This is a genomic window from Ketobacter sp., from assembly GCF_003671495.1.
Classification (GTDB): domain Bacteria; phylum Pseudomonadota; class Gammaproteobacteria; order Pseudomonadales; family Ketobacteraceae; genus Ketobacter.
In genome coordinates this window covers 84,100-95,637 of sequence record NZ_RCHN01000041.1, presented here as the reverse complement: position 1 = coordinate 95,637, position 11,538 = coordinate 84,100, and the positions used below count along the sequence as shown (strand labels likewise).

Genomic DNA, 11,538 nt, shown 5'->3' with positions numbered 1-11,538 from the left:
AGTGATTGTGGGAATGCTAAATGAGAAGAGTTGGGCTGATTCTGCTTTCAGTCTGTTGGTTCGCCAGTGTCCATGCCGTTGCCCAAGAGTCGGTACTCGGACCAGGGTTAACACCCTATGGCGCAGAACTGAAAGGTAACGATGCCGGTACCATCCCGCCCTGGGATGGTGGTCTTACCGCCGACAAAATGCCACCGCTGAAATCGCAATTGGAAGATCCCTTTGCCGATGAGCAACCGCTGTTTGTTATCACTGCTGCCAATATGGGGCAATACACTGACCAGCTGTCCACTGGGCAGCAGGCGTTGCTGAAACGCTATCCTGACAGCTATCGCCTGCCGGTGTACCCCACCCATCGCACTGCGGCGGCGCCGCAATGGGTCTATGACAATATCGCCAAAAATCACCAGCAGGCCCGTTTGGTGAACGACGGCAATGGTATCGAACAGGCGGTGGGCGGCGTGGCGTTTCCTGTGCCCCTGGACCAGGCGGGCCAGCCTGATCCGTTGAAAATCCTCTGGAATCACCTTACCCGCTGGCGTGGTATCCATGTGAAAGCGGACATTTCCGAAGCGCCGGTGCACAGCAACGGCAACTACTCGCTGGTGACCGCGTCTCAGGAAGCGCTGTTCGTGTACTACGATCCGAAAAAAAGCTGGCAGGACCTGGACAACAAACTGGGTTACTACATGGCGTTCATTCGCAGCCCGGCGCGATTGGCGGGGGGCGGAGTGCTGGTGCATGAGACTATCGACCGCGTGAAGGAGCCCCGTGGAGCCTGGGTCTATAACTCCGGAACCCGGCGCGTGCGACGGGCGCCCTCCATTGAATATGATATGCCGGTGCCCAGTGCCGAGAACCTGATCACGGCCGACGATGTGGACATGTTCAACGGTGCCCCCGACCGTTTTGACTGGCGTTTCGTGGGCAAACAGGAACTGTACATTCCCTATAATAATTTCCGCCTGAGCAAGGCCACCGCCAACGCCAAAACCTTGTTGCAGAAAGGCCACATCAATCCCGAGCCCACCCGCTATGAGCTGCATCGGGTGTGGGTGATTGAAGGCACCGTCAAGAAAGGTATCCGCCACCTGTACAGCAAACGCCGTTTCTATATTGATGAGGACAGCTGGAGCATTGTGCAGGCTGACCAGTACGATGCCCGGGGCCAGCTCTGGCGTGTGCATCTTTCTTACCTGGTCTCTTATTATCACGTGCCCGTCACCTGGGGGGCACTCACCGCCAATTACGAATTGGAATCCGGCAGCTACTTTGCCGGTTATCTGGATAATGCCAACGGGATGGCCATATCGTTCGACGATGACACCTTATCCAGTGGCTATTTCAGCCCGCAGTCATTACGCCGGATGGGCCGCTGAACCGTGCGCGTATTCGGGTGTTGAATGGCCAATTTACCCACTTGTATTGGTCACCTAACTGCGAGTGTAGGATGGGTGGGCAAGGCAAGTGGTCTAATACGTTTTGCGAAGCAGGTAGACAATATTGATATGTGGATCAGGAATAACATGCGTGACTCGATGATGAAGCAGGTGGTCGGGGCTGCCCTGTTGTGCTGCGGTATGGCGAGCGCGACGTCGGCAGCGGACTATGAAAAGTATCTGGATTTACGGGCGGCGATTCCCTCGGATAAAGCCGCCGAATCCCTGTTGACGGATGTGGATGTGTTCCAGAATACAGTGATTATGGTCGGCGACCGCGGCCACATTCTGGTGTCCTCCGACAACGGCGAGCAATGGACACAAGCTGAGGTGCCAGTGCAGTACCTGCTGACGGCAGTGGATTTTGGCAGCGAGAATAAAGTCTGGGCGGTCGGGCATGAAGGCGTCATTCTGCATTCCGCCGATGCCGGTAAAACCTGGCAATTGCAATATGCCAACCCCCATCGAGTGCGCACGGATGAAGAGCTGAACCAGCTTACCGACGAAGAGTTCACCAAGCTGCCCCAGGCCGGTTCGCCGTTATTGGATGTGTGGTTCCGTGATGAGCTGGTGGGGTTCGCCGTAGGTGCCTACGGTATGTTCCTGGGCACCGAGGACGGTGGCAAAACCTGGAACGACGTGTCATCCCGCATTGAGAACTACGATGGCTGGCACCTGAACTCCATCGCGGCGGGCGAGGATGGCGTGGTGTACATCGCCGGGGAAAAAGGCGTTCTGTTCCGCTCCGATGACGGTGGTGAAAACTGGACGACGCTCACCGGACCTTATCAGGGCTCCTATTTTGGCGTATTGGTAGGGCCTATGCCGGACGATGTGTTCCTGTTCGGGTTGCAGGGCAATATTTTCAAGTCCTCGGACCGGGGTGAAACCTGGACCAAGGCCAAAAGCAAAGCCTCCGACGGTTTGATGGATGGTGTGCTGTTGGGAAGCCAGGGCGTCATGCTGGTGGGTAACTCCGGTGTGATACTGACCAGCCAGGACGGCGGGGCCAGCTTCTCCATGCAGATCACCAAATCCCGTGAAGCCTTACTGGCGATTCGCAAGCTGCCCAATGGCAAGCTGATTATGGTCGGGCAGGGTGGCGTTCAGGTTGTCGCACCATCCACCAAGTGAAATTGAGTTTCTGATTCGGATCAAGGTACATTATGTCGACGAATAAACCTTCCTTTCTAGAAGGACCCATATTCAAACTGCGCCCGATACTGCTTGTATTGTTTGCAGTGCTCACCGCTTTTTTTGCCTTCGAAGCCTCCAGGGTCAAACTCAGTACAGAGTTTGAAAAGATGGTGCCGCTGAAGCACGAATTCATTCAAAATCTGTTGAAGCACAAGGATGAGCTCAGTCTGGGGAACGATATCCGCATCGTGGTGGAAGCCAGGAACGGGGATATCTTCAGCGATGAATTCCTGCAGGTGCTGCGCCAGGTAACGGATGAAATCTTCTATTTTGATGGCGTGGATAAAGCCAAGATCCAATCCCTGTGGACGCCCAATGTGCGTTGGATGGAGGTGACTGAAGATGGCTTCCGCGGTGGTGAAATCATTCCGCCTACCTATGATGGTTCACCGGATTCCCTGGAGCAGGTGCAGGCTAATGTGCTGCGTTCCGGCCAGGTGGGCCGTCTGGTGGCTGATGATTTCCAGTCCGCCATTGTTTATGTGCCGTTGCTGGATTTGTCCGGTGGCAACCAGAAACTGGACTACAAAAAGTTCTCCGCCGCACTGGAGAAAGACATCCGTGAGAAGTTCCAGAGCGATACCATCAATATCCGCATTGTGGGTTTTGCCAAAAAGATCGGCGATCTGATCGAAGGTGCCACCGGCGTGGCTTTGTTCTTCCTGATCGCCATCGGCATCACCTTTGTGCTGTTGTTCATCGATTCCAAATGCATCCGCAGTACGTTCATTGTGATTCTGTGCTCGGTGATTGCGGTCATCTGGCAGGTGGGAATACTGACGCTATTGGGTAAGGGTATTGATCCTTATTCCATGCTGGTGCCATTCCTGATTTTTGCCATTGGCGTCAGTCACGGTGTACAGCTGATCAATGAGTTCGCGGTGGAAAGCCAGCGTGTGAACATGAAGTTGGAAGCGGCCAAACTGACCTTCAGAGCGCTGTACATTCCGGCGCTGCTGGCCCTGATCAGTGACGCCATTGGCTTTATGACCCTGTGGACCATTGAAATTCACGTGATTCAGGATCTGGCGATTTCCGCCGCCCTGGGTGTGTTTGCGCTGATCCTCACCAATCTGCTGATGATTCCGGTGCTGTTGTCCTATGCCGGGGTGAGCAAGATGGCCCTTAATGCCATGGATAAAAAACTGCACTCCAAGCATGTGATCTGGTCCAAAGTGGCCCGCTTTGCCACGCCGAAGGCGGCGACCGTGTCGGTGATCATTGCGGCCATCGGTGCCGGTGCCGGGTTGTATATCAGTAAAGATCTGAAAATCGGTGACCTGGATGCCGGTGCACCGGAACTGTGGCCCGATTCCCGCTACAACCTGGATGACAAATACGTCAACGACAACTATTCCGTCAGTGCCGATGTGCTGGTGGTGATGGTGGAAACGCCGGATTACGCCTGTACCGAATCCGCTGCCATGCAGAAAATGGATCGGTTTATGTGGCATATGGAGAACGTCCCCGGCGTGCAGTCAGCGCTGTCGGTGGTTACGGTGTCCAAGCGGGTCATCACCGGATTCAACGAAGGCAACTGGAAGTGGGCCTCGCTGACCCGGGTTCAGGACATCATCAACAACTCGGTGCAAACGGTGCCGGCCGGTCTGGTGAACACCGATTGCAGCCTGGCTCCCATCATTGTGTTCCTGGACGATCATAAAGCGGAAACCCTGGATCGGGCGGTGGCGGCCGTGAAGGAATTTGCAGACGCAGAGAACGATCCGGAGGTGGCGGAATTTATCCTGGCTTCCGGTAACGCCGGTGTGGAAGCGGCCACCAATGCCACCATCGAACATGCCCAGAATATGATGAAAGTTCTGGTGTACGGGGTGGTGTCCATCCTGTGTCTGATTACCTTCCGTTCCATTCGTGCGGTCATCTGTATCATTGTTCCCCTGGCGCTCACGTCCATCCTGTGTCAGGCCCTGATGACCATTCTTGGCATTGGTGTAAAAGTGGCGACCCTGCCGGTGATTGCGCTGGGTGTGGGGATCGGTGTGGACTATGGCATCTACATTTATTCCCGCCTGAAGGGCTTTATGGAAGATGGTATGGAACTGGAAGACGCCTACTTCGAAACCCTGAAGGTGACCGGAAAAGCAGTGTGTTTCACCGGTTTGACACTGGCCATCGGCGTGGGTACCTGGATCTTCTCTGACATCAAGTTCCAGGCCAATATGGGTGTGCTGCTGACCTTTATGTTCCTTTGGAACATGGTGGGTGCCATCTGGTTGCTGCCGGCCCTGGCCAACTTCCTTATCCGGGGCAAAATCAAACCCAAAGCCTGAGAGGCCGAAGTCGTGACTGACGCAGAATAGGCAAGGAAACAAAAAAGCCGGCATTGACGCCGGCTTTTTTATGATTGCTGGGAAACTCCCACTAGCAACCACATTCGATTTTGCTGCCGGGGCGAGCCTCTGTGCCCTGGGTCTCGTAACCGTCCCGACGCCACCAGTCGATGCCGCCCAAGAGCTCCTTTACCTTGAACCCCAGGTGCGCCAGGTTCAAGGCACCCTTGGTGGAGGCGTTGCAGCCAATCCCATCACAATAGGTGACATAGAGTTTGCTCTTATCCAGGTGAGCGGTGCTCTCTGCATTCATCGACCGGTGTGGAATGTTGATGGCGCTGGGGATATGTTCCCGCTCATAGGCTTCTTTGGAGCGGGCATCGATCACCACCACCGGTTCGCCACGATTCAGCGCTTCACTGAGATCCCAGGAATCTGTTTCGTACATCAGCTTGGCTTGGTAAAACTCGATTTGGTCCATGAGTGAACGGTCCTCCTGTAAGCCGGGTATTCAATGTTCTCACTGTGGATACAGTGGTGCCAGCACCGGGCTGGTGTGCTGCTCCCGGGGCCTTTTCAGTACCGCTTCCACCGCTGCCAGCAGCTTGCCGGATGACCATTCCGCTTTTGTACCCTGACGGTACAGGTGAGCGTCCAGTTCCCGAATGGCGGCAATCAGGCTGTCGGATTCGGCATGGGCCTGAACCGCTTCCAGGTTGCGGATTGCGGCATCCTGATAGCGTTGTTTGAAAAGCTCAATCAACGCGCTGCGGGCAGCGCGGGCATCCTGGTTTTGGCAGGCAGTGGTGAGGCTTTTATGGGCCTGTTTGAGCAGCGCTGGGCTGAACTGCGGGGAATGGGAGTGGTCTGCAGAATGCGGTTGGGATTTCTTTTTCGCCAGCAATATCCAGATCAGAGCGCCCAGGGTGATCAGCCACAGACAGAGCAGGGCCACCGCGATCCATTGCCAGGTTTGATTGACGCTGTTGGCCTGGCCCAGTGAAAGCGGGGGAGCATCGGCGGTCTGGCCTGGCTCGGGAGCGGTCAGGGTACTGTCGGTTTGCGGGCGATTGGCCGTGCCGGTGACCTGAATGGTGCGGGCGGGCAGGGTGGTGACCTGGACTTTTTCTGCATCCACATCCCACCAGGTGATGGTGATTTCCGGCAGGTTAATGGCGCCGGGTTGGGTGGCGATGAGCGCCTGGCTTTCGGTGCGGGTGCTGACAATGCCCTGGTCACCCACCGCACTTGCGGTATCCGCCTGCTCCGGATAAATCTTGACGCCCTTGATCTCATTCACCGGCAAGGCCGGCAGGATGGTGGACAACACGCCCTCAGCCTGCATGGTGACAGTGCGGGTAATGGGTTCCCCGATATTGGCGGTGCCAGTGTCCGGTGACCAGTGTTCCGATAGCGCCAGTGATTTCGCGGGCAGCCAGGGTTGATCCGCTGGATAGGCGTCCGGTTTGGGCTTGACGTTGAATTCCAGCTCCGGTGAATAGCGGCGCACCTGCTTGCCGTTGAATGGATCAAAGGTGAACCCCCGGGAGCGGCCGCGGAACACGGTGGCATTCAGTTGTGCGGAGGGAATTTTGATGCGGCCGCTTTTTTGTGGGAACAGGGCGTACCGGAACTCGAATACATCGTATTCCATGCCGTTGAGGGTGGTTTTGTAATTGCGCTGTTCCCCCAGTTGCTCCATGGCCACATTGTCGATGGTGGGCGGTTGGTAGGAGGGGTCGTAAATGTCCACATTGGAGCGGAAAATGCGCACGGTATAGATCAGCTGCTCTTGTACATAGACCTGCTGTTTATCGATTTTGGCATCCACAAACAGATACTGATCCGCGTTACTTGCACTGCTGCGTTTGGTGACATGCAGTTTCAGGGGTTTGGTGGCGGTGTTGCCGTAACTGATGGGGGGAACAGCAATATAGCCGGTTTGTTTGGGCAGCAGGGTGAGCACCCAACTGGTAAAGGACTGGAAACGTCCGTTGGTGATGTTGCTGCGCTCGGCTTTATAGGTGGAGAGGATCTCAAAGTGTTCATTGAGGATGCTGAAATCCGGTTCCTTGCCGTCCGCAGATTCGTCGATGGTCACCGTGAGCTTGACGGTGTCACCCTGGGTCACTTTGGCGGTGTTGAGTTTGGCATCCATGTTCAGGGCAAAGGCCTGGATGCTCAGCAGGGTCAACACGAGAAATATCAGGGTTCTGCTGGTTCTTACCATTGGGTGTCTCCGGAGGAGGCGTTCTTCCTCAATTGGGATTCGTATTCGAATTTGCGGCGCAGCAGGCCACCGGGGTCATCCGGAATGCGTCGTAACCATTGCTCCAGTGCCTGTTGATCCTCGGTACGTTCCTGGTCCTGGGGCATGGGCATGGCGCGTGCTTCCTGGTCGGACGGCTCCTGGTCCTGCTGGTCCTGCGGGCTTTGTGGATCCTGCTGGTTTTCCGGTTGGGGCTCGCCCTCCGGTTCCTCTGGCGCCTGTGATGGGGCTTGCGTCGGGTCCTGTTCTTCTTGCTGGTCACCCTGTGGCGAGTTGTTCTGCTGTTCCTGATCCTGCTGGCCCGGGTTGCTCTCCTGGCTGTTGTCCTGGTCCTGCTGCTGATCCGGGGACTGATCCTGTTGTTGGTTCTGGTTCTGGTTTTGGTTCGGGTCCTGGGAATCCTGATTCTGGTTGTCCCCATCGCCTTGCTGTTGCTGCTGCTGTTGTTTGGCCTGTTTCACCAGCTCCAGATTGGCGCGGGCGTCCTCCAGTTGCGGGTTTTGTTGCAGGGCCTTTTCATAGGCCGCGATGGCTTCATCCAGCTTGCGTTGCTGGGCCAGGCTGTTGCCCAGGTTGTAGAGGCCTGCGGCGGATTCCTCCTGGGAATACAATTGCTCTGCCGCTTCATAGTTGCCTGCCCGGTATTGGCTGGCGGCCTGCCAGCTGGGATCCTTGAAGTGGCTGGCGGCCTGCTCCGGTTGGCCGGAGTCCAGCAACGCCTGGCCCTGTTGGTTGTCGGTCTGCCATAGGTCGTCCCAGTCAAAAGCCATGGCATTGGGGGAGTGGGTGCTTAATGCAGCAAAGCACAGTGTTGGCAGCAACAGGGCGCCAAACCAGCCTTTGCGATAGCCGGCTGCGGCAAACGGCAAAATCAACAGCACCAACCAATGTCCGGTTTCGTCCCAGACATCAAACTCGCGGCCGGTTTCCTTGATCTCCTGTTCCGTGGGCAACAGGCCTTCCGCCAGCAAGTACTGGATGTCTTCGTCACTGGTGCTGATGGTGCTGAAGCGGCCATCCAGTTGACGGGCGATGCGTTTGAGGCGGGCCACTTCCAGCTTGGGAATCACAATGCTGCCGTCCCGCTGTTTGATGAAGGAGCCGTCCGGCAGTTCGATGGGGGCGCCTTCACGGGTGCCGATTCCCATGATGGAAATGGGGGTCAGGAAGCTGAGTTTGTCTTCCACCTGGGCAGCGAAATCGTTGGGCAGGTCGTCGGTCATCAGCAGGATGCGGCCACTGTTCAGGCTCGCCTGATGGAGAATGTCCACCGCCATCTCCACTGCCGCCACTGGATCATTGCCCTTGATGGGCATGATGTCCGGGCTCAGGCTGTTCACCATGCTGAGAATGGTATTGGTATCGTCGGTGAGCGGGGTCACCACATGGGGCGTGCCGGAATACACCACCAGGGCGGTAAGGCCTTCGTCGGACTGGTTGAGGATGTCCGTCAGTTTCAGTCGAGCCCGCACCAGCCGGGACGGGGCCAGATCCTTGGCGTACATGGACAGGGACAGGTCCAGCACGATCACCTGGGCGTTCACTTTCTTCTGCACGGCTTGGGGCAGCTGCTGCCAGGTGGGACCGGCCATCGCCACCACTGCCAGGAACCAGCAGAACAGCAGCATGATCAGGGGGGCCCGGCTTTGCTGAACCACGTTGCCTGCCAGCAGATGGGGCAGCAGGTGAGGCGAGATCACCCGTTGCCAGCCGCCATAGGAGGACTTGCGGTGCCACAGCAAAATCACCAGCAGCAGGGCGGGGATCAATCCCAGTAACCACCAGGGCCGCAGGAAGTGAAAATCCTCAATCTGTTGCAAAAACGCATTCATGGCTGTTTTACCCCGTTTTCCCGTTGGCTCTGGCGGCGCAATTGCCAATGAACGCTGTAGTTGCGAATCACAGTGAAAAGCGCAATCGCGACGCTCAACAACAGGGCCAGTCCCAGGGGATAGTGAAACAGGGCCTTGATGGGGCGAAAGGTTTCCGGGTCGGCGTCTGCCGGTTCCAGTTGGTCCAGCATGTCGTAGATATGGCGCAGGGATTCGGTGCTTTTGGCCCGGAAGTACTGACCGCCGGTGATGTTGGCGATCTCCGTCAGCGTCTTTTCATCCAGGTCAGCTGAGGGGTTCAGCCGCCGGGCGCCGATCCCCGTGCCCAGCAGACCGGGGGTCATGACGAACTCTGCTCCCACACCTACGGTGTAAATTTTAAGGCCTTTCTGCGCTGCCAGCTCTGCAGCCTGCAAGGGTTCGATCTCACCGGCACGGTTCTGGCCGTCGGTCAGCAGGATCAACACCTTGCTGTCGGTGGGGCGGTCTTGCAATCGTTTCAGGGCCAGGCCGATGGCGTCGCCGATGGCCGTGCTCTGGCCGGCGATGCCGATGGCGGATTCATCCAGCAGTTTCTTCAGGGTCTTGCGATCAAAGGTGAGCGGAGTTTGCAGATAAGCGTTACTGCCGAACAGGATCAATCCCATGCGATCCTGGGTGCGCTTTTCAATGAATTCATTGAGCACGCTTTTGACCACAGTGAGGCGATCCACCCGTTCCCCTTTCAATTGCAGATCGGTCGCGCGCATGCTTTCCGAAACGTCCACCGCCAGCATCAGGTCCCGGGCTTTGGAGGTAATGCTGACCGGCTCGCCGATGTATTGGGGGCCGGCGGCGGCAATCACGAGTAGCACCCAGATCAGGATCAACAGCAGGCGAAAGCTGCGACTGTTGCCGGAGCGGTTGCGATCGCGACGATTGGCCATTTCATTAACGCTGTTGAAAAAGGGCACCCGCAACAGGGCGCTGTCATGACTGCTGGCCCGGGGCAGCAATGCCCGGAGTATCCAGGGTAAGGGCAGAATGGCCAGCAGGGGAATCCACTTGAGAATGATCATGATTGTTTCGTCAGCCACTGTTCAACGACGTGCAGCAATTCGCTGCTGTCCACTGGGGTGTTCGGCGCAAAGCGATGGCTCACCACCCGGCCGGAGCCCTGGGTGAATTCACTGGTTTGACCGGTACGGTCGAGAAAGTTCAGCCATTGTTCGCCGGCAAGACCGGCAATTTCGTCGCGGCCATAGCGGGTGATGGCAGTGCGCTTGAGCAGGCTGCACAATTGCGACAGCAGTTGCTGGTCATCCTTGTGCTGCAGGTATTGCGCCCGGATGGTGACCAACTCGCGCAGGGCCTCTCTTTTATAGGCCAGCCGCTGGTGGCGCCACCACAGCCAATACAGGCCGCCGGCCAGTGCGGCGAGCAACAGCACGGCGAGCAGCCACCAGCCAATGGCGGGGGGCCACCAGCTGATGGGCTGGGGCAGGTGAATATCCCGCAGTTGGCTCAGTGGATCGCTGGGGTTCATGCCTTCACCCCTTTGGCGGTGCGCAGACCCAGGGTGGCGCGCAGTCGCTCAGCCACACTGTCCGCGGTGCTGATTTCAATCAGGGGTACCGCGATGCGGTTGAGTTGATCCTTGAGGGCACTTTGCCGCTCCACAAAGCGCAGGGCGTAATCCTTACGTAATTGGTGAGGGGCGGTGTTCAGGCGCACATTGCGCTGGCCATCGGTGAAGCCATAGACGCCGGAAGGAGGCAGGTGCTTTTCCATGGGATCAAAGATCTGCACGGCAATGACATCGTTATGGCCGCACAACAGGCTCATGTGCTGCTGTGTAATGTCATCGTAATTCAGAAAGTCACTGATGATGACCACCAGGCTGCCGGGTCGCACCACATGATTAAGCCCCTGCAGGGCATTGATGAAGGATTGGCGCGTTGAACGGCGGTTCAGGTTCCGGGCTTCCAGGGCCTGATTGAACTGTACCAGGGTGCGGAAGAAATTCTGGATGCCCCGTTTGCCTTCTTTGGGGCGCAGTTCCTGGACCTCTTTATCGCTGAACAGGAAGCCACCGATGCGATCCCCATGGCTGCGGCTGGCCCAGGCGAAATAGGCCGCCACGCGGGCCGCCACCACGGACTTGAAGGCATTCTGGCTGCCAAAAAACATGGGTTGGCGCTGGTCCACCACCAGATACACCGGGCGTTCCCGTTCTTCCCGAAACAGTTTGGTGTGGGTGCGGCCGGTGCGGGCGGTTACCCGCCAGTCGATATTGCGGACATCGTCCCCCGCCTGGTAGATGCGTACTTCGTCGAAATCAATGCCGCGACCCCGGAAGCTGGAACGGTGCATGCCCGCCATGGCCGCCATGGCCTTTTTACGGCCGCGCAGATCCAGCTCCACGTCGGCCCCGCGCAGGGACACCAGTTCATCCATGGAAATATAAACGCCACGGTATTGTTCGATATTGGCCCGTTCCCGTATCAGTATGCCGGCTTTAGCCATGGGAC

The 11,538-nt window shown here is 57.2% G+C and carries 9 protein-coding genes; 3 read left to right on the top strand and 6 right to left on the bottom strand.

Annotation, left to right across the window (positions count from 1 at the left end):
• Window positions 1-20 precede the first annotated feature (20 nt).
• The 3 genes from D9N14_RS18730 to D9N14_RS18720 all read left to right on the top strand — a co-directional run bounded on the left by D9N14_RS18730 (window position 21) and on the right by D9N14_RS18720 (window position 4,927).
• Entirely contained in the window at window positions 21-1,379 is a 1,359-nt protein-coding gene (locus D9N14_RS18730; protein WP_290582595.1) for a DUF1329 domain-containing protein, read from the top strand.
• Window positions 1,380-1,526: 147 nt separating this feature from the next.
• Window positions 1,527-2,573, top strand: coding sequence for a WD40/YVTN/BNR-like repeat-containing protein (locus D9N14_RS18725; protein ID WP_290582593.1), 1,047 nt, complete (start codon window positions 1,527-1,529; stop codon window positions 2,571-2,573).
• 32 nt (window positions 2,574-2,605) lie between these two features.
• Window positions 2,606-4,927: an efflux RND transporter permease subunit gene (locus D9N14_RS18720; protein WP_290582591.1), complete on the top strand. Its 2,322-nt coding sequence runs from the start codon at window positions 2,606-2,608 to the stop codon at window positions 4,925-4,927.
• 91 nt (window positions 4,928-5,018) lie between these two features.
• On the opposite strand, the gene D9N14_RS18715 is transcribed toward D9N14_RS18720, so the two are convergent.
• From D9N14_RS18715 to D9N14_RS18690, 6 genes are read right to left on the bottom strand one after another with little or no spacing between them, the layout of a single operon-like run.
• A complete protein-coding gene (locus tag D9N14_RS18715; RefSeq protein WP_290582589.1) occupies window positions 5,019-5,408 on the bottom strand; it encodes a rhodanese-like domain-containing protein in 390 nt (129 codons plus the stop codon).
• Window positions 5,409-5,447: 39 nt separating this feature from the next.
• Entirely contained in the window at window positions 5,448-7,157 is a 1,710-nt protein-coding gene (locus D9N14_RS18710; protein WP_290582587.1) for a BatD family protein, read from the bottom strand.
• A complete protein-coding gene (locus tag D9N14_RS18705) occupies window positions 7,151-9,028 on the bottom strand; it encodes a VWA domain-containing protein (RefSeq protein WP_290582585.1) in 1,878 nt (625 codons plus the stop codon). Before D9N14_RS18705 ends, D9N14_RS18710 begins: the two co-directional genes overlap by 7 nt.
• Window positions 9,025-10,086: a vWA domain-containing protein gene (locus D9N14_RS18700; RefSeq protein ID WP_290582583.1), complete on the bottom strand. Its 1,062-nt coding sequence runs from the start codon at window positions 10,084-10,086 to the stop codon at window positions 9,025-9,027. Before D9N14_RS18700 ends, D9N14_RS18705 begins: the two co-directional genes overlap by 4 nt.
• Window positions 10,083-10,553 (bottom strand): DUF4381 domain-containing protein, encoded by a 471-nt coding sequence (locus tag D9N14_RS18695; RefSeq protein WP_290582581.1) that lies wholly within the window; start codon window positions 10,551-10,553, stop codon window positions 10,083-10,085. Before D9N14_RS18695 ends, D9N14_RS18700 begins: the two co-directional genes overlap by 4 nt.
• Window positions 10,550-11,533, bottom strand: coding sequence for a DUF58 domain-containing protein (locus D9N14_RS18690; protein WP_290582580.1), 984 nt, complete (start codon window positions 11,531-11,533; stop codon window positions 10,550-10,552). The genes D9N14_RS18695 and D9N14_RS18690 overlap by 4 nt, the downstream gene beginning before the upstream one ends.
• Window positions 11,534-11,538 lie beyond the last annotated feature (5 nt).

Bases quoted from the DNA above. Each gene is read 5' to 3' on its own strand.
- D9N14_RS18730 (WP_290582595.1), top strand. From the start codon at position 21: ATGAGAAGAGTTGGGCTGATTCTGCTTTCAGTCTGTTGGTTCGCCAGT.
- D9N14_RS18725 (WP_290582593.1), top strand. From the start codon at position 1,527: ATGCGTGACTCGATGATGAAGCAGGTGGTCGGGGCTGCCCTGTTGTGC.
- D9N14_RS18720 (WP_290582591.1), top strand. From the start codon at position 2,606: ATGTCGACGAATAAACCTTCCTTTCTAGAAGGACCCATATTCAAACTG.
- D9N14_RS18715 (WP_290582589.1), bottom strand. From the start codon at position 5,408: ATGGACCAAATCGAGTTTTACCAAGCCAAGCTGATGTACGAAACAGAT.
- D9N14_RS18710 (WP_290582587.1), bottom strand. From the start codon at position 7,157: ATGGTAAGAACCAGCAGAACCCTGATATTTCTCGTGTTGACCCTGCTG.
- D9N14_RS18705 (WP_290582585.1), bottom strand. From the start codon at position 9,028: ATGAATGCGTTTTTGCAACAGATTGAGGATTTTCACTTCCTGCGGCCC.
- D9N14_RS18700 (WP_290582583.1), bottom strand. From the start codon at position 10,086: ATGATCATTCTCAAGTGGATTCCCCTGCTGGCCATTCTGCCCTTACCC.
- D9N14_RS18695 (WP_290582581.1), bottom strand. From the start codon at position 10,553: ATGAACCCCAGCGATCCACTGAGCCAACTGCGGGATATTCACCTGCCC.
- D9N14_RS18690 (WP_290582580.1), bottom strand. From the start codon at position 11,533: ATGGCTAAAGCCGGCATACTGATACGGGAACGGGCCAATATCGAACAA.